The 25,740-nt window shown below is 34.6% G+C and carries 20 protein-coding genes; 1 reads left to right on the forward strand and 19 read right to left on the reverse strand.

Annotated elements, in window-relative coordinates; translation table 11 throughout:
• Positions 1 to 103: 103 nt before the first annotated feature.
• The 11 genes from UH1x_RS17595 to UH1x_RS17645 form a co-directional block, all read right to left on the reverse strand.
• The gene (locus UH1x_RS17595; RefSeq protein WP_482623266.1) at positions 104 to 919 is read right to left on the reverse strand and encodes a hypothetical protein; all 816 of its coding nucleotides are present in this window, start codon (positions 917 to 919) and stop codon (positions 104 to 106) included.
• Positions 920 to 934: 15 nt separating this feature from the next.
• Positions 935 to 1,669: an SDR family oxidoreductase gene (locus UH1x_RS17600; RefSeq protein ID WP_482623267.1), complete on the reverse strand. Its 735-nt coding sequence runs from the start codon at positions 1,667 to 1,669 to the stop codon at positions 935 to 937.
• A gap of 25 nt (positions 1,670 to 1,694) precedes the next feature.
• Complete coding sequence (locus UH1x_RS17605; RefSeq protein WP_482623268.1) at positions 1,695 to 2,474, reverse strand: haloacid dehalogenase type II; 780 nt, start codon at positions 2,472 to 2,474, stop codon at positions 1,695 to 1,697.
• A gap of 53 nt (positions 2,475 to 2,527) precedes the next feature.
• The gene (locus tag UH1x_RS17610; protein WP_482623269.1) at positions 2,528 to 3,130 is read right to left on the reverse strand and encodes a TetR/AcrR family transcriptional regulator; all 603 of its coding nucleotides are present in this window, start codon (positions 3,128 to 3,130) and stop codon (positions 2,528 to 2,530) included.
• A gap of 157 nt (positions 3,131 to 3,287) precedes the next feature.
• Entirely contained in the window at positions 3,288 to 4,202 is a 915-nt protein-coding gene (locus UH1x_RS17615) for a helix-turn-helix domain-containing protein (protein ID WP_482623270.1), read from the reverse strand.
• 10 nt (positions 4,203 to 4,212) lie between these two features.
• Positions 4,213 to 5,319 (reverse strand): MBL fold metallo-hydrolase, encoded by a 1,107-nt coding sequence (locus UH1x_RS17620; protein WP_482623271.1) that lies wholly within the window; start codon positions 5,317 to 5,319, stop codon positions 4,213 to 4,215.
• A 28-nt stretch (positions 5,320 to 5,347) separates the two neighbouring features.
• A complete protein-coding gene (locus UH1x_RS17625) occupies positions 5,348 to 6,166 on the reverse strand; it encodes an oxidoreductase (protein ID WP_482623272.1) in 819 nt (272 codons plus the stop codon).
• 234 nt (positions 6,167 to 6,400) lie between these two features.
• Entirely contained in the window at positions 6,401 to 7,456 is a 1,056-nt protein-coding gene (arsB, locus tag UH1x_RS17630; protein ID WP_482623273.1) for an ACR3 family arsenite efflux transporter, read from the reverse strand.
• A 2-nt stretch (positions 7,457 to 7,458) separates the two neighbouring features.
• Positions 7,459 to 8,091 carry an arsenate-mycothiol transferase ArsC gene (locus UH1x_RS17635; RefSeq protein ID WP_482623274.1) on the reverse strand — a complete coding sequence of 211 codons (633 nt, stop codon included), beginning with the start codon at positions 8,089 to 8,091 and terminating at the stop codon, positions 7,459 to 7,461.
• Between the two features lie 21 nt (positions 8,092 to 8,112).
• Entirely contained in the window at positions 8,113 to 8,580 is a 468-nt protein-coding gene (locus UH1x_RS17640; protein ID WP_482623275.1) for a DUF6428 family protein, read from the reverse strand.
• 74 nt (positions 8,581 to 8,654) lie between these two features.
• Complete coding sequence (locus UH1x_RS17645; RefSeq protein WP_159303781.1) at positions 8,655 to 8,984, reverse strand: ArsR/SmtB family transcription factor; 330 nt, start codon at positions 8,982 to 8,984, stop codon at positions 8,655 to 8,657.
• A 274-nt stretch (positions 8,985 to 9,258) separates the two neighbouring features.
• Between UH1x_RS17645 and UH1x_RS17650 the strand changes: the two genes are divergently transcribed.
• Positions 9,259 to 9,915 carry a helix-hairpin-helix domain-containing protein gene (locus tag UH1x_RS17650; protein ID WP_405415300.1) on the forward strand — a complete coding sequence of 219 codons (657 nt, stop codon included), beginning with the start codon at positions 9,259 to 9,261 and terminating at the stop codon, positions 9,913 to 9,915.
• An 85-nt stretch (positions 9,916 to 10,000) separates the two neighbouring features.
• Here the strand turns inward: UH1x_RS17650 and UH1x_RS17655 are convergent, their stop codons facing one another.
• The 8 genes from UH1x_RS17655 to UH1x_RS17690 all read right to left on the reverse strand — a co-directional run bounded on the left by UH1x_RS17655 (position 10,001) and on the right by UH1x_RS17690 (position 25,740).
• Positions 10,001 to 10,435 carry a hypothetical protein gene (locus UH1x_RS17655; RefSeq protein ID WP_482623276.1) on the reverse strand — a complete coding sequence of 145 codons (435 nt, stop codon included), beginning with the start codon at positions 10,433 to 10,435 and terminating at the stop codon, positions 10,001 to 10,003.
• A gap of 74 nt (positions 10,436 to 10,509) precedes the next feature.
• Positions 10,510 to 11,112, reverse strand: coding sequence for a hypothetical protein (locus UH1x_RS17660; RefSeq protein WP_482623277.1), 603 nt, complete (start codon positions 11,110 to 11,112; stop codon positions 10,510 to 10,512).
• A 9-nt stretch (positions 11,113 to 11,121) separates the two neighbouring features.
• Positions 11,122 to 11,691, reverse strand: coding sequence for a hypothetical protein (locus UH1x_RS17665; protein WP_482623278.1), 570 nt, complete (start codon positions 11,689 to 11,691; stop codon positions 11,122 to 11,124).
• 38 nt (positions 11,692 to 11,729) lie between these two features.
• Positions 11,730 to 12,872: an alpha/beta fold hydrolase gene (locus UH1x_RS17670; RefSeq protein WP_482623279.1), complete on the reverse strand. Its 1,143-nt coding sequence runs from the start codon at positions 12,870 to 12,872 to the stop codon at positions 11,730 to 11,732.
• Positions 12,873 to 13,142: 270 nt separating this feature from the next.
• Positions 13,143 to 13,604 (reverse strand): hypothetical protein, encoded by a 462-nt coding sequence (locus UH1x_RS17675; RefSeq protein WP_482623280.1) that lies wholly within the window; start codon positions 13,602 to 13,604, stop codon positions 13,143 to 13,145.
• Positions 13,605 to 14,077: 473 nt separating this feature from the next.
• Complete coding sequence (locus tag UH1x_RS17680) at positions 14,078 to 22,993, reverse strand: beta strand repeat-containing protein (protein WP_482623281.1); 8,916 nt, start codon at positions 22,991 to 22,993, stop codon at positions 14,078 to 14,080.
• 857 nt (positions 22,994 to 23,850) lie between these two features.
• On the reverse strand, positions 23,851 to 25,488 hold the full coding sequence (locus UH1x_RS17685; protein ID WP_482623282.1) for an ABC-F family ATP-binding cassette domain-containing protein: 1,638 nt from the start codon (positions 25,486 to 25,488) through the stop codon (positions 23,851 to 23,853).
• Positions 25,489 to 25,581: 93 nt separating this feature from the next.
• Positions 25,582 to 25,740: a lmo0937 family membrane protein gene (locus UH1x_RS17690; protein WP_482623283.1), complete on the reverse strand. Its 159-nt coding sequence runs from the start codon at positions 25,738 to 25,740 to the stop codon at positions 25,582 to 25,584.

A 25,740-nucleotide genomic window follows, 5' to 3' on the forward strand; every position in this document is an offset into this window, starting at 1 on the left:
TTTTTAAATTATGGATTTAAGTAAAAAACGATTTACCATAAGGTAAATCGTTTCAATAGGTATAACTTAGGTATTACTATTTAATAATTTAGTTATCAGGTACTTATTTTTTAAATTCTTTACGTTTTAAGCTTTTATTAAAACTAATGTTGGACCAATTTACGTTTATCCATGGAGCATCGCTAACGGCTGCTTTCCAAGTAGATTTTTTATATTTTCTTTTTGTAGGAATTAACATCCCATCTACATCTTCATATTCTAAAACCATAAGATTTGGTGTTTCCATTGCTCCAAAATCTGCAACCGTAAATAGAAATTGATCTACCAAATGAGTGTTTTTATTAATATATAATTGATAGATGTCCGTAGGTTTGGAGTTCCCAAAATCAAAGGATACCTTAACGATTTCATATACAGTTTGGTTCAACGTTTCTTCGCCTAGGTATTCGTAAGATACACCTTTGTCCATTAGCTTTTGAAACATTGCAAACCAATAAAAATTAGTGGGTCTGTTGAATGAAACTCTTTTTAGGGCACTACTATCTAAAATGATTTCCCCATTGTTTTTAAGCCAAAACTCTTTGCCATCATAGCCTTGTTCAATAGTACCTTCAAAATTGCTTAATGTTCTTTGGTGCTTGTCGTATTTGCCATAAGATAGTTCACCATCAAAAATGTATTTTTCATTGGAAATATCTGTTTTACCATCTGGAGTTTGATAGCTGTAAGTGTATATTACATCTTTTTTACTTCTCAACGTTTGGTAAGTACCTACTTTTTCTACCATTTTGGAAACTAATTCTTGACCTTTGTTGTCATAGGTAGGAGTGCTTATTTCTTCTTTTTTTACCGTTTTTTCTCCTTTACAAGAAGTTATCATAATGGTTAAAACTAGTAGTGTGGTAATTTTTAAATTCATTTCTATTATTTAGGTTTAGATTAGAGCACCATTGGCGCCAATAGTTTGACCAGAAATCCATTTAGATTCATCACTTGCCAAAAATAGTACAACTCTTGCTATGTCTATAGGTTGTGCAAGTCTGTCAAAAGCATTCATAGAACTTAATTTATCTATTAATTCTTGTGATTTCCCTTTCATGAACAATTCTGTTTCCGTAGCTCCGGGTGCCAAGGCATTAACTGAAATGCCTCTACCAATTTCCTTAGAAAAAACACGTGTCATCTGTTCTACCGCTGCTTTAGAAGCAGAATACAGTGCGTAGGTAGAGAACATTAGTTTTACCGTACTAGAAGAGAAATTTATAATATTACCTTTATCTGCAAGCTTAGTGTTTGCTTCTTGTAAGGTGTTGAATATGCCTCTTACATTAACATCAAATAACTTACTGAAATCTTCTTGGGTGTTATCTTTCAGCTCTTTGGAAATCATAACTCCAGCATTGTTTACCAATACGTTTACTTCTCCGTATGCGACTATAGTTTTGTCGAACAGCTGGGTAACTTGTTCTCTATTACTAACATCTGCTTTAATAGCGATTGCTTCACCACCATTATCTTTAATCTTAGTTACGGTTTTCTCTGCGTCTTTTGAACTATTAGAATGGTTTACAACTACTTTAGCTCCATTTTTGGCTAATAGAAATGCTACTTCTTGACCAATACCTCTAGAGGCACCGGTAACAATGATAACTTTGTTTTCTAAATTCATTTCCCTTATTTTTTTTGGAATATTTTTATAGGCTGATTAATTTTTTTGCTACCAATGTTAAGTCAGTTTCATGAATCTCTGGAGTAGGGGACAAAGGGTATAGTTGTGCGCCAGGTCTACTAATAAAAGCACCTCTCCAATTAGCCCAAAGTGCCCCGGAAATATCCCAGCCATGAGCAGCTACAAGCAGACACTCTTTTGGTTGAATGTTCATTTTTCTGGCAGCCCAGTTATATGCATCTACATGTGGTTTAAATTTTCCCATATCTTCAATACTCAAGCGTTGATCAAAATATTTGGTCAACCCAGAATTTTTAAATTGGGTTTCAACTCCTTTGTTGGATGAGTTGGTGAAAGAAACCAATGTATATCCCGCATCTTTTAAAGATTGTAAAGCTGATGGAACTTCTGGGTGAGCAGGTAAAGAACGTATTGGGTCTACAATAGACTTTTTGGCTTCTTCATGGCTTAGCGTAATACCGTTATTTGCAGCAACCATCTGTAATGCTGCAGCACCTATAATTGCAAAATCATTGTATTGATTTGCAACTGTTGATACTAAAGAGTATTGCAACATGGTCGTAAACCAAAGTGGGAGCAAATCATTTCTCCCATTTAAAGCTTTTGCAACACTGTCTTTCATTGCTGTTAAATCTAACAGGGTTTCATTGACATCAAAGAAAAGGACTTTTGGTCTTTCAAATAATTGTTCTTTTTTATTGGCAAACCCCATGGCAGGGATGGTTGCACCGGCGGCACCAAGTATGGTAGATTTTTTAATGAAGTCTCTTCTGTCTTTGTTCATAGTATTTAAGATTATAAAAACATTCTATGTAGTATGTTTTTGGGTAAAAAAAATTATTGTTTTATCTGTTTTAAGTAAATAGATAGTCCCTTTAGATATTCATCAATCACTTTGTCATCATCATAAAGCTTACGAATTCCACGTATGCCTTCAAAAGCGCTAATTAAATAAATAGCTGCTGCGGCACTTGAAATATCTTTTTTAATAGAATGCTCTGTCTTTCCTCTTTCTATTAATTCTATAAGGGCTCTTTTCCATTCCTCAATAATGTTTTTCAGTGCTTTTTGATAAACCTTTTCATTATCCCCGATTTCATTGATGAGATTATTTGTTGGGCAACCGTGTTTCTTCTCGTAGATTGTAAAAGACTTAAGGCTGTTTAGAAAAGTTTCTTCTAAAATAGTATATGCATTACCATTTTGATAAAGCGGATACACCATTCTTTTTTGAACTCTACTTTGTAATTTTTGGGTAATAACGGCTATGCCTAATTCTTTTTTATTTGCGTAGTGATGATAGAAAGCTCCTTTGGTCAAAGTAGTTGCCTTCATTATCTTTTCTATGCTAGTGGTTTTAAAACCATCTTCATAAAACAGCTTAAAAGCCTCAGTGAGAATGAGTTGTTTTGATAGCTCTGATTTTAATGCCTGTTTCATACAGTAAATATGCCCAATAAAATACGGAGTAGAATGTTTTTGATAGTGTTTAACGTATTCTTAACTACCTAACAGTTTGGTTTTTTTGTTTTAAATATAAAATGTAGTTAGTGAGCAACAATGTGAAATTTATAGGTTTGTGCGACTAAAAATTCTTTTAATTTAGATTCAGTCGATACTCATTAGGACTCATAGTAGTTTTCTTTTTAAAAATTTTACTGAAATATTGGGGGTATTCAAAGCCAAGTGAATAAGCTATTTCACTAGCACTTTTTGTTGAGTTCAAAAGTTTGTTCTTGGCTTTTTCTATGATGTATTGATGAATATGATCTTGTGTTCCCTGACCAGTTTCTTTTCTAAGTAAATCGCTCAGGTATTTAGCCGATATATTTAATGCTTCTCCACAATATTGAACCGTTGGTATACCAAGTTCAATTTGTTTGTTCTGGCTGTAATATTCTTTTAATAGTGTATTGAAATTGCTAGCTATGTCTTTGTTTAAATTGGTTCTTGTATAAAATTGTCGGTCATAAAATCTTACACAATAATTAAGTAGCAATTCTAGATTAGAGATAATAATGGTTTGACTATGAGTGTCTATATTACTGCTATATTCTTTTTCTATTTTTTGAACTATTTCGGTTACTGTTTTTCTTTCATCATCTGATAAATGTAGGGCTTCGTTAGATGCGTATTCAAAAAAGGAGAACTGTTCTATTTTTTTACCTAATTCAGATTTTCTAATTAAATCTGGATGAAACATTACTGTCCAACCTTGGTCTCTGGTATTAATGTTTTGTTTTTCAAACTCCATGATTTGATCAGGAGCCATAAAAATCATTGAACCTTCTTGGTAATCATATGAATTTCTACCGTAATTTTTAATGGTAAAAGCACAATTATCTTTTAAACTGATATGATAAAGACCTAAGGAATATTTAAAATTTTCTAGACCAATTTGGTTCCAATTTTCGCCAATTCGCAATACCGAAATTAGGGGGTGTTTTGGTTTCTCTAGACTAAAGTAAGAGTGAACATCAGCAACACTGTCTATTTTAATTATTTCCTTCATTACAAATAAGTTAAATATTTTGCCACCAGTTTGGGTAGGTAGTAACTGAATCTTTTACTATTATTTCTTGCCCAATTTGTGGTGCAATTACTTTAATATTCAGTTCGGTAGCTTTTGCTTCAACTCTAATAATTGGATCTGTCCATTCGTGCAATGCTAATTTGAAACCTGCCCAGTGAATGGGCATTATCTTTTTTGCTTTTACGTCTATGCCGGCTTGTGCCGTTTCTTCTGGCATCATGTGAATATCTGACCATAATTTGTTGTATTGACCACATTCCATTAACGCAATGTCAAAAGGACCATATTTGTTTCCAATTTCTTTAAAATGATCTGCGTAGCCACTATCTCCGCTAAAAAATATATTTTCGTTTTCTGAAGTAATTACCCAAGAGCTCCAAAGTGTACTTTGTGCGTTGTTTAAGCCTCTACCAGAGAAATGTTGTGCTGGCGTACAAACAAATTTTAGCGAGTCAAATTGTGTCTCTTGCCACCAATCCATCTCTGTAATTTTAGCATCAGAAACTCCCCATGCGGTCAAATGATTGCCAACACCAAGGGGTGTATAAAAGTGATTTGTTTTGTCCTTGATTTTTAGAACAGATTCGTAATCCAAATGATCATAATGATCATGTGAGAAAATAACTGCATCAATCTGTGGTAATTGTTCAATTGCAATTGGAAATTCTTTATTAAAACGCTTCTCACCTAAAAGTGGGTGAGGGGCTGCCACCGCGCCAAACATTGGGTCTATTAAAATATTTTTTCCTTCGATCTGTAATAAAAAAGAGGAATGCCCAAACCATATCAATCTTGCTTCTCCTTTATAATCGGCAATATCGGTTGAATCTATTTTACGTGGTTTTAAATCTTCTTTGGGGCGGCCATTAGGTACATTAGTGGTGAAAAAAGTATACGCTAAACTTAGCTTGTCAGAAAAGCTTAAGTCTTCTGGAACAGGTTTTACATTGCGGAATTTACCGTTGTTAAACTGGTTGGATTTTTCATAAGTTCGTTTTTGCTCTTTAGTGCTGTTACCTCCAAAACTTGGGTAAAAATTGGTGAATGCCAGAACGGCGATAACCAATATACCTATTATAGCTAGGGTTGTTATCATTATTTTTTTTAAGATTCTTTTGATCATTCTATTTATATTGACTCATAATCACTTTATCAAATATACGGTCACCAAACCATTTGCGGACCGTTATTGCTAACTTGGCAGAATAACCTTTAACGTATCTAATTTTCGGTTTTTTTACTGTAGCCGCCTTGGCTATCGTCTTGCCTAATACGTTGACATCTGTAAAACGATCATTTGTAAAATCTTTTTTCATGGTATCTGCCACTGAATTTGCAAATGTTGCATAGGCGCCCGTACCTGAAGTTTCTCTCAAACTTTCGGCGGCAATTAATCCCCAAGGAGTTTTTATTCCGCCAGGTTCTACAATGACTACATCAATACCAAATGGCTTTAGCTCTAGACGCAGGCAATCGCTCCATCCTTCTAAAGCATGTTTTGTGGCAAAATACCAAGCTCCTAATGGTAAATACACTTTTCCACCCATAGAGGATATGTTTACAATTCTACCATACTTCTGTTCCCTCATTTTTGGTATGATCAATTGTGTAATACGTGCCAAACCAAATAAATTTACTTCAAACTGTCTTTTGGCCTCTTCTAACGGAACATCTTCCACCGTGCCGTAAGATCCGTAACCGGCATTGTTAATTAGAATATCTATTCTACCTTCTTTATCTATTATGGTATTTACACACGCTACAATGGAATCATCTTTGGTTAAGTCTAAAGGCACAATATGTATTCCTTGCGCTTTTAAATCTTGCATTTCTTCCATCCTTCTTGCAGCTCCATATACAATGTAACCCTGACTTTTTAATATGTTGGCTGTAGATTTTCCCATGCCAGATGATGCCCCAGTGATTAATGCTACTTTACTCATGCGTATTTGTTAGAATATAGAATTGATTATACTTTGACAAAATTAAAGGGATACTTGCTGATAATTGTATGCTAATTGCCGAATGTTGAATACTTTTTGCATATTGTACTTGTTCAGGTAACATTATGGAACAAATAAGCCTCTATGTACAAAATTTGTAGATAGAGGCTTTAATCCATTATAAATTCCCGTTATGTATTGGTTTCTTGCGTGATTTAACACGCACAAACTATTTTAGACTACTGGTTCTTTAGTTGTATTAAAATACTTTTTCTTCAACCAAAAAGAAACCTTCACTAAAAAAATTAGAGCAGGTACTTCAACTAGTGGACCAATAACACCTGCAAATGCCTGACCGGAATTTAATCCGAAAACTGCAATGGCTACAGCTATAGCAAGTTCAAAATTGTTTCCGGCTGCTGTGAAGGCTACTGATGCTGTTTTGTCATATTCTGCACCTGTTGCCTTGGTAAAAAAGAATCCGATAATGAACATTAAGGTGAAGTAGATTAGTAATGGTACTGCAATGATGAGCACATCCATAGGTATTTCTACTATTAATTCTCCCTTTAAAGAGAACATGATAACAATGGTAAATAATAATGCTATCAATGTCATTGGTGAAATTGCCGGTATGAATTTGTTGGTATACCATTCTTCGCCTTTTAACTTCACTAAAATCAGCCTGCTTAATATTCCCATTAAAAAGGGTAAACCTAAATAGATAGCTACACTTTCGGCAATGGTGCCAATAGAAATATCTACGATTGCGCCTTCAAACCCAAAATAGGGTGGAAGTACGGTAATAAATATCCATGCATAAAAGCTATAGGCAAATACCTGAAAAATACTGTTCAGTGCAACTAACCCTGCACCATACTCGCTACTACCATCGGCCAGGTCGTTCCAAACCAAAACCATGGCAATACAACGTGCTAAACCAATAAGAATAAGACCAACCATATATTCTGGATAGTCAGATAAAAAGGTAATGGCAAGTATAAACATTAAAACAGGACCTATAATCCAGTTTAGAATTAGACTTATAGATAGTATTTTGGTATTTCTAAACACCTTAGGTAGCAATGCATAATTTACCTTTGCCAGTGGCGGATACATCATTAAAATCAACCCAATAGCAATAGGAATATTTGTGCTGCCACTGCTAAATGAATTAATGAAATCAGGGAAAGTGGGGAAGAAGTACCCTATACCAACACCAAGAGCCATGGCGGCAAAAATCCACCAGGTTAGATTTTTATCTAGAAAACTTAATTTTTTAGAAGCCATTTTTACTTGTTGATTTGTGAGAATATGTAAAATAATTCCGTTGCAATCTGTATACTTCTTTCAGCATATTTTTCTGCTTGCTGAGGAGTATTATCAAAAGCCTTTGGGTCTTCAAAAGTTATAGGAACTCTTCTTTCCGCTCCAGCTATAAAGGGGCAACCGCCATCTGCTTGAGAGCATGTCATGACTGCTGCAAATTGTGCTGACGGATTAAAAGGATCTTCATATGATTTAGAAAAGCCAATTACCGGATGCTCGTTCTCAGAAAATTTAATGGCATAAACCGGATTACTGGTTTCTGATAATTTTTGAATCTGAAAACCTTGATTTTTTAATGTTTCCGCCACCATAGGGAATAGGGCGGTAGCTTCTGTACCACCAGAATAGCAAAACACATTTTTAATACCATAATAGTTTGCTATAGTCTGTGCCCAAACTTGAGATAAATGACTTCTTCTGGAGTTGTGGGTGCAGATGAAATTTATTCTGATTTCCTCACTAGCATTCGTTTTCTCCTGAATGTAATCTACCAATGGTTGTAAAACAACTTTACGATCTGCTGTGATAGAATTGGTATTCAGTTCTTTAATTAAACTCTCAATTTCTGGTAACATATTTGTTTTTGTAGTAATCATTTTCTTTGGTTTATTTAAAGGTTAACAGCAATTGCCATCAGGTGCACAACATGGTTCATTATTAATATCCGAAAGTTTTACTTTTTGCTTTTCTTCAGGAATACCACAATTATCTTTTGCCAAACAGTCTGTTTGTTTAGAGGTTAGTTTGAAATTGGTACCGTCAAAATCTAATCCGAATTTCTCTATGGTCTGTCCTTGGTATTCAACCTCAATTTCCAAATCATCTATCCCTAAAACCTTTTCCGATAGTTCAATAATATTGATCAACTTTTCTGGGTGTAATCTATGATCATAATCATTGGCATTCCAAAGTTGAAAATTTACTACTTCTTCATTTCTGACCGTACCACCGCAATCGATAAAATTCTTGGTGATCTTACCTACTTCGGTTACGTGAAAATGGTTTGGCACTAACTCACCATTTGGTAATTCAAATGCTATAGTGTCCAGTTTTGTCAAATGATTTTTAATTTCTGATAATTTCATAATGCTATGTTTTAAATTTTTGCTTCTTAATATTATTATATCGCAATAAAACGATTAATTAAGTTAAATTTTTTTTAACAGCAACTGTTGCTAGAGATATCTTGATCTAGAAATTGCGCCATAATATCTTTCATGCTAGACCAGTTGTCTTTATCTATACAATAACAAACGCTAGTACCTTCTACATTACCTTTTATTAATCCTAAATTCTTCAATTCTTTAAGGTGTTGCGATATGGTAGGTTGTGCTAAGCCTATTTCGCTGACTAAATCGCCACAAATACAAGTGTCTATCTTGAATAAATGCTGTAATATAGCAACCCGTGCAGGGTGCCCAAAGGCTTTTGCGAACATGGAAATCTTGTTCTGCTCATCGGTAAACATCTCTGTTTTTGCTAATCCCATTCTTTTAACTTAATTGTTTCATTGCAATATTACGATAATATATTTTATAAATTATATAAAATTGTTTTTTTAACTAGTTCATACCAATTCGGTCTGTATTAAAGTAATAATCATAATATAGATTTAATAATTAGTTGTTGTCTTTTTAATTAAAAGGCATTTCAATAGACCAATCTTATCCAATATTTTAAAATCTTCTAATATTTTAATGCAAACTTTTGAAAATGAGTAATTTCTATGTAACTTTTATCTAGAATTAAAACACTACAGAAAAATGGCATTAACAAAAGAGACAAAAGGAAAGGGTACGCATACTACGGTTACGTTTACCGTTGGGGCAAATGAAGCTCCAAGTGAGGCGAATGTGATATTGTTGGGAGACTTCAATGATTGGCAAACCAACGATAGTTCTTACCAAATGGAAAAAAAGAACGGATCGTATGTAAAAAGTATAAAACTGGAAACAGGTAAAAGTTATGAGTTTAGATACTTGAGCGAAGACAAAGGATGGTTTAATGACCATGCCGCTGATGCTTATGTTCCATCTCCGTATGCAGGCATAGATAATAGTGTTGTTGATTTAACCGCATTACCGGCGAAAAAGAAACCGGTTAAAAAGGCAGCTGCCAAAAAACCTGCAGTTAAAAAGCCTGTAGCAAAGAAACCTGCAGCTAAGGCTAAGAAAGATGATTTAAAGAAAATTGAAGGTATAGGACCTAAAATTGCTTCTATATTAACAGAGAAGGGGATAGGAACTTTTGAGAAATTAGCAGGAGCTTCTGTAAAAACACTTGAAGGAATTTTAAAAGAAGCCGGACCACGTTATACTATGCATAAACCAGGTAGCTGGCCAAAACAAGCTAAATTAGCTGCTTCTGGTGATTGGGATAAATTAAAAACTTTACAAGATAAATTGGACGGTGGTAAATAACACCCTAATTCATACAAACAAAAAGCCCTAAGGTATATATTCTTAGGGCTTTTTCTTTACTAAACAGTCGTTTGATTAGAAGCTACTATTTCATTGCAGTTTGATAATCTATAATGAACTTCTTCATCATTTTTTGTAGTTCCGTTTTATCTTTCTTGCTCATTTTAATAATATTAAGCCAAGCCGTACCAATGTCTTTAGCAGCAAAAGTTGAAAAATTTTTAATCACAACCAAGCCTTTTTCTTTAGGATAGAATGTCAGTCCTTTTTTGGTGATTTTTATATTATCAGCGTCCATTTTTAGAACAGGGAATGTGAGCTGCATTGCATGCTGTATTTCATTATAGAAGTACACGTTACCTTGCGTTGCATTAATTTTTGCATAATAATTTCTGTTGCCTTCACTATGCCCTTCTATAAATGCATTGATTGCTTCTACTTGTGTTTGTAACTCTTGCGCTGTGCTTGTTTTTACAAAGGCGACTATCATTACAATTACTAAAAATACTTTATTATACATGATAATTTATGGATTAAGTTGAGCTTTAGTAACGTTCATGATACTGTTTTGTTGTTTGTTATAATACTAAAGAGTTAGCCTGCGCAATCATTGTATTCTTCAATAACTCTCATGATATCATCTTTGTTAAGAGTTTTATTTTTTAATTTGGATACTACTGTAGGGCAATTACTGAAGTAGTCAATTGCGCGATTCTTAAATGATTTTGAGGGTCTTGCAGTTTGTAAAGGTGTTGCAATTTTTTCATTAGCTCGTTGAGCATAAAATTCATTTAGGCTGTGAAAGGTGATCATGCCAGGGTAGCTTGAAGTCATTCCAACAGCTCTGCCATAGAGGGTAACAGGACCAGTGGTGATAATGCAAAATATTTCTTTTTTCTTTTTAGAAACAGGTATGTATGTGAAATATGCGACTTCGTTATCAGAGTAGATAAATTTAATTAACTCTACTTCATCTTCGTCAAATACGGATTTTCCACCCTTTGTTTTGTCTTTTACTCTAACCTTAGATTTACCGTTAAAATGTATTAAGTCTTTTGAAACTACAGGAATCTTAACTTCGCCTGAAATAGTCTTACCATTTTTAAGGATTACCTCACCGTTGGTCCAAGTATATTGAGAAAATGAAATAGTTGTTGTTATGACTAATAAGAGCGTCAATACTATTTTTTTGGTCATTATAGCTTACTATTTGGTTATTGCCCAATCTTGACCTTCGTATTCTGTCCAAGAACAATCTCCGGGTTCCTTTAATATGCTTTTGACCATTTCAATAAGTTTTGGGTCTTCATCTTTAAAAATTGGTTCTCCAACCATAATTAAGGCTCTGCTTAACTCATCATGCATTTTATCTTTGTTCTGCACTAAATAGTTTAATTGCCCTAGCCTTAAATGTAAAAACGGATTGCCGATAGTGTCTTTAAATTGCATTGCAAAATTGAAATTATCAAAAGCATCTTCAATCCATCTTTCGGAAAAACAAACTTCTGCAATATGTATAATTACATATCTACCTCCTCTAGTTCTTTTTTGGTCATCAGTTAACGATTCATAAATTTTCATGAGTTGGTTAACCCTAGTCTCCACATCTAAATCTTTATTCGTGGTGATTTTGTCGATGTCGGCTGCTCTATCTGCTATAGATTCTGGTATGTCAATGTACTGCTTGATTTTTGCAATGTTCGCTTCTTTTTTAGATTGTAATTGAACTAGTTCTTGTTTATTGTCGCTCTTCTTTAAAAAATCAAATAGACCCATACGAATGCGTTGTAATATTTAATATTTCTATTTAAGTATTAATCTTCTTTCAATTTCAACAGTACCTCTTTACCGTGTTCATTATTAGGGTTCAAGTCTATAGATTTCTCATACATTTTAATAGCTTCATCCTTCTTGTCTGCCATGAGTAAAGCTTCACCATAACTATCATAAGCATTGGCACTTTCTGGAAATAATAGTGTTGTTGTTTTAAATACATCTAGTGCTTTGTCTAATTTTTGGGTTTGTAAAAAGGAGTAGCCCAATGTATTTAAGTCGTGTTCTGAACGATTATGGACCTTAGTTACAATTGCTAAGTCAATAGCATTGTCTAATGCCTTTTGTAAGACTACATTTTGTTGATTTTCGTCTAATGTTTTTACATAGGCTTTAACAATGGCGTTGATTACTAAACCAGGATTATCATAAAAAATAGCATGACCACTGCTTTCAGCTATAATGTTGGTTACATTGTTGTTATTATTACCTAAATCTAAATGAACTTTTTTCCATCTATTTGAATATTCTTCTGGATATACTGGAGCGGATTTATCTGGAAAAATATTTGTAACAGGAATATTTTCAGGAAACTGAGTGTTTCGTAATGAACGCATAATTTCATTGTAATTAAAATTCAGGTAATAATCGCCGGTACCCTTTGGTATGGTATTTATGTCAACAAACATATCTCTCATAGCTAAGAAATCATCATTCCAAAAATCACTTAGCGTAGCATCTATTAAAACAATCGATTTTATTTTCTTAGGATGATTATTCGCGTATAATAGATTATAGAGACCACCATAGGAATGTGAAACCAAAATAATATCATCATCGTATCCTAATTTTGCAAGTCCGGATTCTAATTCCTTTATTCCGTTTTCAATATCGAAATCTGAATCGTTCTTCAATTTCGGATTCAATTCACTTTGTCCGAAACCTGATCTGTCATAGGTAATTAGCGTTGTACCTGTAACTTTATGTATCCTTTCTAAAATAGGTGCCCAAACAGAACTGTCATCACCGCCACCAGCTTCAAAAAGAATAGGAGTTCCTTCTCCTTTCATAATATTGAAATGCATATTATAGCCACCAATATCTACTAGGGTATCTACTGTTTGAGAATGTATCGTGAACGATAGAGCGAAAATGGTTAAGAAAGTAAAATAGAAATTTTTCATTTATGGTCTGTGTGTTTTAGTACTGCTAATTTACAATAATTCAACAGTTTATGGGCTAAGATAAAGTACTTTTGAAATGGCAGAGGCTGTTGGTCTTTCGTGAGGATGAGGTTGCGTTGAGACAGTAGATAATACTATTTGCATTCCTGCAAGTTAAAAGTGTACTCTTATAGTTTTGATTTATTTTTTTGTCTAAAGCTAAATTCATTTGATTCAGCTACATTATAAACACACAACACCCTTTGGATTAATCATAAGCAGTAATGGTATCTAATCAGTATTGAGTACTTGTGTTTTTATTTTTTGCTCAATTTTATTCAATATTCTTGATTTAAATTCCTTTTTTGCTTGCGAGTTTTTCCACCACCAAAAATATTCATTCGCATCAATCCAATTTCCGCTGTCAGTTTTGTTTTTATATGCAGAAAAATAAAAAGTTGTCGATTTTTTATTCTTCGGCCTAATCAAAGCATGAATGATCTGGTTTTTATCTTTATACTCAAAATAGACAGAGAACCAGTGTCCATTTTTATGGTCAGCGAAACTATTCGTGTCTAAATTATTTTCTGATTTTACTTCATTTATAATTTCGATAAGAGTTTCTTCAGAAATATTCAATTCATAGGTTTCAGCTTTCCCATAGCTCCCGGGAGAAAAAGACCAACCTATATAATATAATAATAGGCCGACTACTAAAATGCTGATTACAATTAAAGAATATTTTCTTATCAATTTTTCTTAAGATTTTGTTTCAGAGTTCGTTTTTCTATTAATACCTAATCGCAAGTATAAGAAATGTAGAGTGGGTGATAAGCGATACGTTAAGGATAGGTATTAAGCCAAATATAAACACAGACCTTTTGGTTTAATACATATTTCTTATGTTTTTTTATACCGTTGTAAACTGTTATTATTACTTATTTGATTTATTCTCAGAGGGGCTAAAGAATTTTTCAACTATATAATTCTACTATTTTAAGGTGTAAAATTTCTTGCCATTGATTTGTGCCAACCCAAGAAAATAGATGTTTTCACCCCGAATATGAAATTCTTGGCAAGTGATAGTGTTTATTTCTTTTACCCTATTTAAATTTCAAAGTAATTAACGTAAAAGTAAAATTTTGACAACTAATTTCAGTTGGCACAAAATTTAATATTCTTAGATATTCGCAGCTTTTCTGTAAATCTCAGCTCAACTATTTCTCTTACCTATTGATATATAAATAACCATTCATTGTTTCAGTTTTTTGATTTTTTGAATAGTCAATTAGGTAATAGTAAACACCTGCCGGTAATTTGCTATTCTTGCTAATTATTGCTTGACCATTTGAAATACCCCTGAAAGCATTTCCATTATTATCATAACCTTTAGTTTCGAATACCAGTAAGCCCCATCGGTTATAAATTTGAACATTATTATTAGGAAACGATTCAATATTATTGATAGTAAAAATTCCGTTATTCGTATTAGGGTTAATTAAATCATTTTCGATTGTAATATCACAAACGGAACCAACAGGTACCGTACCCCTGTTAGAGTTACAACCATCTAATGGGTCTGTCCCGTCAATAATTTCTTGACCATCGTTTATTAGATCTCCATCAGAATCTGTAATGTTAGGATCTGTACCTATTGCATCTTCTTCAGAAGTTGTTAAACCATCGTTGTCACAATCGCTATTTGATAAAACTTTACCACCAATAGAATCACAATCATTTAAAGGATTTGTTGTATCTATTACTTCTTGTCCGTCATTTATAAGGTCACCATCAGAATCAGGATTTAAAGGGTCTGTACCTAAAATCACTTCTTCTCCATCCTCTAAACCATCATTATCAGAATCAGAGTTAGTAGGGTCAGTTTCTAGGGTAGATTCTTCTGCTGTAGTTAACCCATCTGCATCACAATCGCTATTAGGTAAAGCTGTTCCTCCATTTGAACTACAATCATTAAGTGGGTCAGTATTATCTGTGTTTACTTCTTGACCATCATTTATGAGATCTCCATCAGAATCAGGATTGTTCAAATCTGTATTCAAAAGAACTTCTTCATCATCGTTAAGTCCGTCACCATCACTGTCGGTTATAGGGGACGTAAGTTGTAGTGTAGCATTGTCAATAACACTATCAGGTCCTCTGTTACCGGCGATATCAATTATAGCTGCTGTTACTATAATGGTTTCTCCATCACCTGGACTAACAAATTCTAAATTGATATTTCCATTGGTAATATCCGTAGCATCTAGAATAACTTCTACAGAATTTCCATTTTCATCGATCACTATTACAATATCACCTGCTACAGCATCTGCAGGTATGGTAATCTGTACTTCGATGTCTCCTTCTAATTCACTACTGGTTAGAATTCCATTATTATTAAGGTCTTCTGTAATTATAACGAATGGAGTCATAACGTTAATTTTATCTAAGCTTATAGCTTCAGAATCTGTTGCTACGTTCAACGCAACATCTGTTACTGTTGCATTTACCGTAATATTTCCATCATTTAATATAGATATATCTACGGCTGTAGCCGTCCAAGCACCACCACTTACTGTTGCTGTTGAAATTACATCTGGATTTATACCATCGGAGAAGGTCATTGTGACGAGTTGTCCATTTTCTACGTTTTGAGTTGTTCCAGAGATAGTAACATCACTTGCTTCAGCAGCATTTACGATATCATCTATTTCAATTGGGGTAGTAATAGAAATGATAGGTGTAGGTTCTACAAGAGTGATATCTAAATTAATAGATTCATTATCGGTAGCCGGGTTCAATGCTACATCGGTTACATCCGCAGTTACAGTAATAGTTCCTTCATTTAAACTAGCAATATCTGCATCGGTAGCTATCCAAGTACCATTATTAACTGTAGCCGCAGTTGTAATTGTTGTATTGACGCCATCATCAAAGGTAATGGTAACAATTTGACCGTCTTCAATACCTGTAGTCGTTCCAGAAATAGTAACATCGAATGCTTCGTTAATATCAGCAGTATTATCCCCTTCAATAGGAGTGGTTATATTAATAGTGGCTGTTGTATCTAAAATAATTGATTGATTAGCATTGGCAGCGAATCCTGCAATATCAGACACTCTAACACTTACGGTAATGCTTCCATCATTTAATCCAGATATATCTACGGCGGTAGCCATCCAAGCACCACCACTTACTGTTGCTGTTGAAATTACATCTGGATTTATACCATCGGATAAGGTCATTGTGACTATTTGTCCATCTTCCACATCTTGAGTTATTCCAGAGATAATAATATCACCTGCTTCCATAGCATTTACGATATCATCTATTTCAATTGGGGTAGTAATAGAAATGAAAGGTGTAGGTTCGACAAGAGTGATATCCAAATTAATAGATTCATTATCGGTAGCCGGGTTCAATGCAACATCGGTTACATCCGCTATTACAGTAATAGTTCCTTCATTTAAACTAGCAATATTTGCATCAGTAGCTATCCAAGTACCATTATTAACTGTAGCAGCAGTTGTAATTGTTGTATTGACGCCATCATCAAAGGTAACGGTAACAATTTGACCGTCTTCAATATCTGTAGTCGTTCCAGAAATAGTAACATCGAATGCTTCGCTAATATCGGCAGTATTATCCCCTTCAATAGGAGTGGTAATATTAATAGAAGGAAGAGTCACGATATGTTGAATAACACGATTAGCTTGTGTTGCAGGATTCCCTCCAAGGTCATTGACATTTGAACTGATAATTTCTGTAGCATTTAATGCCTGAGTATCTGCTGAAGGAACATCTAATGTCCACGTATTTCCTGAAACAATAGTGGTATAGATTTCCCCGTTTAAGGTTACCGTTACCGTTTGTCCATTTTCGACATTTGTTGTTGTGCCATTAATAGTGACATCATTATTATCTTCCGTTGCATTGATGATATCGTCACCAGCAACTACACTAATTGTAATAGTTGGAGCCGTTGTATCTATAACATACAATTGTGTATTCGTTGCATTAGTAGAATTACCGGCGGTATCCGTAGTGGTCACACTACCATCAACTATGGTATCTGCATCGGCAGCCAGTTTGCTACCAGGTACATCGATGCTATAATCACCTAATGCGTCTACAGAACCTGTATAATTGGTACCATCTACCGTTAAGGTTACCGTATCTCCTGTATTGAAATCACCAGATACAGTTCCTGCTACGGCAACACCGGCAATAGCTTCTGCTGCGTTTAGGATGTTATCTGCGGTGATATCGTCAATTTCTAGAACTGGAACTGGCAATGTGGTAATATGTTGAATATCTTTAGTGGCTTGAACAGCAGAAGTGCCTGAACTATTTTCTACATCTGCAGTAATAGTTTCCGTAGGGTCCAAAGCTTGCGCTTCCATAGCAGTTATATCGAAATTCCATGCATTTCCTGTTATTACAGGAGAATAGGTAGTTCCGTTTAATACTACTGTTGCAATTTGTCCATTTTCTACATTAGTTGTTGTACCAGAGATAGTCACAGGACTATCGTCTTCTGTAGCATTGATAATGTCATCTAAGGCTACTACATTTATTGCGATAGTTGGTGTTGGAACAACCGTAACATTTACAGTAGCTGTGGATGTATCATCATTTGCATCCGTAATTGTATACGTAAATGAATCAGCACCACTGTAACTTGCCGCAGGTGTGTATAATACAGCATCATCTGTTGGGTCTAATGGCGTACTATTATTATCTATTGAAACCGTACCTCCATTGGTAGTTGTAGCACTAGGAAGTGTAATTGCTCCGGAATTTGGACCGTCGCTACCAAAGGAGTCAGGACCATTACCATTATTAGCTAAGACTACAATACTATTATTGTTTGAATTTTGAGCAACTGAAACCTCATCATCTTGCGCAATCGGTAAACTATTAACGCCAACATTTATAGTAACCGTAGCGATATCACAATTTGTAGAGTTAGTCGCATCACATATTTGGTAGTTTACAGTGTAAGAACCTGTACCTGTATTATTAGCAACATCTACAGAACCATCACCGTTAACTGTTAAAGGTCCGTTGGTTACTGGTGTTATCGTAACACTTGTTGGAGTAAGAGTAACACCGTTAAACTCATCAGTATCAAATACATTCAACACATCTGTTACTCCCGTAAAACCCTCTATAATAGTAATTGATTCTACATCATTTATTGCATCTACATTATTTAGTATTGTTAAGGTAGCTTCAGCTTCTTCTGAACAGGTATTGTTGGCATTACTAACTAATACCTTGTAAATATTACCATCCATTATTAGCGTAACATCTGAAATTGTTAAACTAGCATTTGTAGCTTCAGAAATATCTAAAAAAGTTGAGCCAGAATTTGTACTTACTTGCCATTGGTAACTTAATCCTGCATCGGCATTAACATCATAAGTTGGTGTTCCAGAAGTATACGAAGAGGCTTCTAGTGCAGAAGCTGCTACAGTAAAAGTAGCATCATCTCCAACCCGCTCTTCTTGATCTGTTGGAGCAGTATAAATACTAGTGTCTGCAGCAGTTGTAACCCCGGTATTTGTACCTGTATACGAAGTAGTTGCACCAGTAACACGACCATCTGTACCGTACCCTATACCATCAACCTCATCTTCAACACTATCATAAACATGACCTGCTTCTGAAGCATCTGGACAACCATCGTTATCAGAATCGGTATCTAAATGGTCAGCAATACCGTCATCATCAGTATCTGTTGCTGGACACATTCTAAAAATAACAACACTAGCTGTATCTGAAGTGAAAAATTCTACAAATGAAGTATAACTGTCGGACTCCCATGTTTCGGTACCTGCATTATTATCAACTGACGAGGCATCTCTTTCCACATAATATTCATTGCCTTGACTGATAGCGGTAAAGCCTGTATTAAGAACTCCTGTAAAATTAAACTCTTCTCCATTGGAACGAATTCCTTCTTTACTACCCACAGAAGCGAGTCCAGAACCATGGTCTATTCGTACTCGTGTAGGAATTGTACCCGTAATGGCAATGGAAGAAGCTGGGTTTAATACTGAAGTGTTCCAAGAACTACCTGTGGCATTCACGTAGGCATCTTTAAGCGTTAGTATTACAGCCCCAGTGCTTAACCCAAATAGATTACTTACATCATGTACTGCATTTGCAATTACCTCATTACCTGTATAGCCTAAATCACTTGGTCTAACTACAGTGTAACCCGTACAGGAATCTTCTTCGGTATCTAAAATACCATCATTATCATCGTCGTCATCACATCCATCTCCAATTGTATCTCCATCGCTATCAACAAATAGTGTACTTTCACTATCGCAAGAGTCACACTCCGTTGCTTGTGTCACAGCATCTTCAGAACTACCAACTGTACTTGCACCCGCAGATGTTGGTACACCGTAAGTTGGACTAATATTGTCGGTATCAACGGTGTCTCCTAATGAAGTGTCTGTATCTAAATCTGAATAATTAAAATTAGGGTCACCTTCTAAAGCATCTGGGCAACCGTCATTATCCGAGTCTAGGTCTAACGAATTTGAAATTCCATCTCCATCTGTATCAGGACAATTAATAACGGGTGTAAATGCAAAACCTTCTCTATTATAATTTGAACCAATGCTTGAATCTGCAGAAAACGAAACTGTTGTTGGAAAAGTTGTTACATTGGACATATCAACCTCAATACTCCACTCTGTATCTTGCAAAGAATAACGAATTCCATTATTAATTTCAATAACATCGCCTGAAAATAGAATATCTCCGGTATCTCGACCTGTAACTTCATCTAAAGGGTCATTTAAGATAGCTGAACCACCTCCACTCCATGTAAGGGTTATTTCTTTGTAAGCATTGGTAGTTGAAATCGTAACACCTTCTGCTCCATTTCCTAAAATAACAGACTCTAATCTTCCTGAAGTTGGTGCATCTAATATAAGATCTATTAAGGTAACAGCATCTGTTGTTCCTTGATCCCATCGTATTTGTATACCTGAAGTCGATGGAAGTACTTTTGAGGCATACTCCGGATTTATAGTAAATCCTAATATATTATTCCCATTTGCTTCATAAAAACCAGTTAAGTGAGTTGAATTGTTACCTGAATTAACTGAGCCAACAACTGAAGGGCATTCATCTGTATCTAGTATACCATCATTGTCATCATCTAAATCGCATCCATCAAAAATACCATCGTTATCAGAATCTATTGTACCGCAAGGGTTGACTGCAGGATCTTCACGATAATCGACTTCCGTAGTTCCCGAATTTTGAGTATTTGGTAATGTTATAGGATCATCGATAGCACCATTAGGGTCTGAATAACCAGACGTAGCATCTGTATTATCATCTAACCCATCATTATCTGCATCGGCATTAGCCAATGAGAAACCTGCTTCCGTAGTATCGTCATCACCTTCGTTATCAGAATCTAAATCTAAATAATCGGGTGTATCCGTACCATCTGTGTTTTCTGGATTTAAGCCACCTAAATATGAAGAGTTTACCCCTTTATTTGTTTCATATGTTATTGCATCATCAGCAATTGGTGCTGCATAACCAGTTGTTGTTTGTGCTTCTATATTATCTGGAAGCCCGTCACCATCACTATCCAAGTCTAAATAATCTGGAATATCATCTGGTACTATTTCTGAATCTGAAATGGTATAATTAACTGTACCTGCGTCTTCGTTTCCTCCACCTTGCACAGCATTTGGTACGCCGTCAAGACCTACGTTACCTGTAATTTCTCCTTCTGTTTGTGTAACATTATGACCCGCTTCTACAGCATCATAAATTCCGTCATTATCAGAATCTAAATCAAAAATGTTAGGAATTCCATCTCCATCGGTATCACAAGCCAATGCGTGTTCAAAACCAACATCATCAAATCTTACACTACCTGTTCCGTTCTGGTTATTGTATAGGTAAAATCTAAAATAGTACGTGGTACCTGCAGACAAATAATCATTAGAGGCAATACTATAAGATAGATAATCATTTGGAATCATACTATCTACATGTAAATCTTGCACTTTAATTGTTGGACTGCTAAAACTAGCATTGGTATCCATTTCAAGCGCCATATCAAAATTACCATACGTAGTATCTGGACCACTGCTACTAGAATAAAAACCTATAGCAATATTTTGTGTCCATAAATCTACAGCCGGTGTATAGGATATTTCTACGTAATGATTTGCTGATTTTGCAGTAGCAAAACTACTCTGATTGGCATTGTCAAAAACATAAGTATACTGACTGCCTGTTTCATTTAGCGAGCCAAATGAAATATTCGCCGCCGAAGTAAAATTTGAACTACTTATTAAGGTACGTCTATCATAAGTTGCATAATCAGAGTCTCCTGGGTTCGTGCTTCCTACAGTTGAAGCATTTGGAATTTCAGAATCATTGTGTTCCCATTCAACTCTTGTTTGTGTACATAATGCTAATTCATCGGCATCTAAAATACCATCGTTGTCATTATCCAAATCAACATCATTTAAAATGCCATCATCATCATAATCAGGACCAGCAGGACCTCCGCAAGCACTAGAGTTAGAAGTATCTATAACCGCAGTGGTTGTACCAGTATACCCGTTACTACCTTCAACTACACCTAAGGTAGAATATCCGGTGCCATCAACTTCACCATCTTCATCAGCATCTGTAAAACCTGCTTCTTTTACATCTGAACAGGCATCACCATCAGAGTCTTGATTTAAAAAGTTGGGTGTTCCTGATGTTGTTTCTGGTGGGGTTAGGCTATTGCCAGAGCAGTTGATTGTTGTGGTAGCATTAACTTCAATTCCAAAAATCTGAACATCAGCCCAATACGTTGTAATTCTAAAATATTGTGTGTCAACATTAGTTGTGACGTTATAAGCAGTTACCGTACTTCCATCTACGCTATAGTTTAATATTTCGCCCCCTATAGGATTTCCAGAAGCATTAGATTGATGTATTTGACCTTGTTGACTACCGCCTGTTGCGTGTGCCATATAAACGGTTATGATGCTACCAGAAGGAATTACTGTGCCCATATTCAATAGTAATTGTGCACCGTTATTAGATACGGCTGCCGTAGCATCAGTTAAACCCGTTAAGCCAGTAGCATAGTTTTCATTTGAAATTGAACCCGATAAAACACTGGCAGCTGAAGCATTTACGATGCCACTAGAGGTATTTGCACAATTATTATCATAGATATCAACTAAACCATCATTATCTAAATCGTCTGTATTATCTACAAGTCCGTCATTATTTACATCAACTCCATCGGCTTCAACAATATCATAAATACCATCGTTATCAGAATCTAAATCTTCTGAATTTGGTATGCCATCACCATCAAAATCACAAGGAATACCACCACCTGATAATGAGGTAGGTATTAATGAAATATCATCTAAAGCTAAGTCGTTACCACAACCACCTGTATTATTATTTATTAAAGCAACTTCTAGGTTCGTGGAAGTACCAGTATTGAATTCGAAATTATAATTAATCCATTCACCTGTTCTCGCAATGTCTCCTGTATCAAATGAAGCAATAAGTAGATTAGCATTATCTAAATCTCTAATTTCATACCTTACGTTTGGTAAAATGTAACCATCCGGTTGTGTTTCGCAATATGTTTGATTTCCATCGCTATTGGCATTTACTAGCCAAGCAGAAAATTTGTATGTGGTATTTTGAGTTACAGTTACGGTTCTATTGTAAAAATCTCCCACAGCATAACTTGCATTTACTACCATCATATATCCGGAGCCAGTAGTATGATCTCCTAAATTTGGTTGCCAGCTTCCTTCTGGTTGATTTACAAAATTTGCTATGGTATAATCTCCGTCATTTAAAGCATCTGGATAATTTGCATTAGTAACGATATCACTTCTATAATTATACGTGGTATAACCTATAGGTAATTCATCACCTGGGTATGAGCCCGTATTAAAATCTTCTGAAAAAAGAGCACATTCTTTGTTCTCTATTTCATCTGGTATACCATCATTGTCATCATCTAAATCAATATCATTATTTACTGAATCACCATCCGTATCTTGGGTCTGAGCAGTTTGTATAAATAATATGCTAAAAAATAATACCCCAAATACTATTTTTTTCACAGTAAAAATGTGGAAAGGATTCTTGTGATATTTCATAATAGGGGGATTGGTTTATAGGTGTGTGTTATGAGTAGTTTAAAATTCAATCATAAAAATTTACATATCGATAATAATAATCTAAAAATTCTCTATTATAATTTCATGTGTGTAGATTACGGATATGTGTATGCCAAATAGGAATAAGTGTCGATATGGGGTAATTAAATTTGAAATGATTAAGTGATTTTTATATAGATAATTATCTAATGTTGGGAATGACATATAAAAGGATTGAAAAGAAACTTTTTTATAAGAATTCTTGTGTTATTATTATTTTGCGTCGTGCAGAGAAAATTTATCTTTTTGGTATCTTTTATAGTTTGTCTAGTTTCCCTTAATATTTTCATCTCTTATTTCGATTTAGAATACTTACATTTATATGCATAATATTATTCCTTAATATTTGTAAGAAAAATAATATTAAAGTAAAAATAATTATTTATAAGTGTGTGAAAATAAAATGTTGTGAAAGCGCTGTTTTTAGTTGTAGGATACCAACAATCATTTGCAAATGTTAAATTTATTTGCAGATTTGGTTTTATTAAGCGCTTTTAATTTTTAAATAAATAATGAGTTGTAATTTTTTAAGTATTCGTTATTTAAAATTTGTAGAAAGAATATGCTATTTTTTTGTAGGAATAAGTGAAAGATATATTCTTTCTATATATAATTAACCAATATTATAGTAGTATTAGAACTAATAGTTTAATACTATTGATGAACATAGAAATAGTAATATTTTACAGATGAAAATATTTGCCATTCTTTTATGATTATTCGACTATCTTCTTTATTTAGATTAATAGAAAAGAAAATTTTTATTTCATTAAATTGATTTCGGCAATACTCTTAATTTTATTTCGCTCTAAGAAAGCGTCAATAGTCTCAAAATGTTCTAATACACGTTGCTCTTTAAATTCAAATACTTTTTGTGACAGGCCTTGTAGAAAATCTCTGTCGTGAGAAACTAATATCAATGTACCATCATACGTTGATAAGGCTTCTTTTAATACATCTTTAGATTTTAAATCTAAGTGGTTGGTTGGTTCATCTAATATTAAAAGGTTAACCGGCTCTAATAATAATTTTACCATCGCCAATCGGGTTTTTTCTCCACCAGATAGCATACTTACTTTTTTATCAATATCGTCACCACTAAACATAAAGCGACCTAAAATATTTTTAATCTGATTTCGAATGTCGCCAAAGGCAACTTCATCAACCGTTTGAAATATGGTTAGATCTGGGTCTAATAATGAAGCTTGGTTTTGGGCAAAGTACCCTACCTTGACATTGTGACCTAGTTGACATGTGCCCTCTACGGGAATTTCACCCAATATGGCTTTTATCATGGTAGATTTACCCTCTCCGTTACGCCCAACAAAAGATACTTTTTCGCCTCTTGCAATAGACATATTGGCATCTTTAAAAACAATATGGTCATCATAATATTTAGAAACATCTTTTACAGTGACAGGATAATCACCTGATCTTGGAGCTGGAGGGAAGCGTAATTTTAAAGATGATGTATCTATCTCATCTATTTCAATAATCTCTAGCTTTTCTAACATGCGCTCTCGCGATGTCACCTGATTCGTTTTAGAATAGGTGCCTTTAAATCGCTCTATGAAAGCCATGTTATCGGCAATGAATTTTTGCTGCTCTTGGTAGGCTTTTATTTGATGAGACCTACGATCTTCACGTAATTGTAAATAGTGAGAATAGTTCGCCTTATAATCGTAAATGCGCCCCATGGTTACTTCAATGGTGCGGTTGGTAATGTTGTCGATAAAAGCCCTATCGTGAGAAATTACCATAACAGCATTGGCTTTATTCAACAAAAAGTCTTCTAACCAAATAACCGATTCTATATCTATGTGGTTTGTAGGCTCATCTAACAGAATTAAATCTGGTTTTTGTAATAGAATTTTTGCCAATTCTATACGCATACGCCAACCACCACTAAACTCATTGGTTTGTCTAGTGAAATCTTCTTGTTTAAATCCTAATCCCTTTAATGCCTTTTCAACTTCAGCATCGTAATTGACTTCGTCTAAAGCATAGTATTTTTCACCAAGATCAGATACCTTTTCGATGATGCTCATGTAGGCATCACTCTCATAGTCTGTTCTGGTCTCTAGTTCTTTGTTCAGCTTGTCCATTTCATCGCGCATGCTGAAAACATGCTTAAATGCTTTAGCAGCTTCCTCAAAAACGGTACAATTATCTTCTGTAAGTAAATGTTGTGGTAAATAAGCAATGACAGCATCTTTTGGTACCCTAACATTGCCTCGAGTTCCTTTTTGCTCACCGGCAATAATCTTCATCATGGTAGATTTACCGGCTCCGTTTTTACCCATTAAGGCAATTTTATCGGTTGGGTTTATGACAAAGGAAACGTCACTGAATAGGGTAGTGCCACTGAATTCTACGGCTAGGTTATCTACTGAAATCATGCTTTTTATTTAAAAAAGCAAAACTAGTAATAAGATGTGGTGCTTGGTACTTACCACAGTAAAAAGTTATTGCAATACAAGGGACTTAACTTTTTAAGTACTTGTCTTGTTGCTTAACCAATTATAGATTAATAATACTACGGCTAGTAACAATAGTAAATGAACAAGTGCTCCCATAACCTTAAAAACAACAAAGCCTAATATCCAACTTATGACCAATGCGGCTACTAAAATATATATAATATTTTTCAT

This window comes from Maribacter sp. UH1, assembly GCF_056839145.1.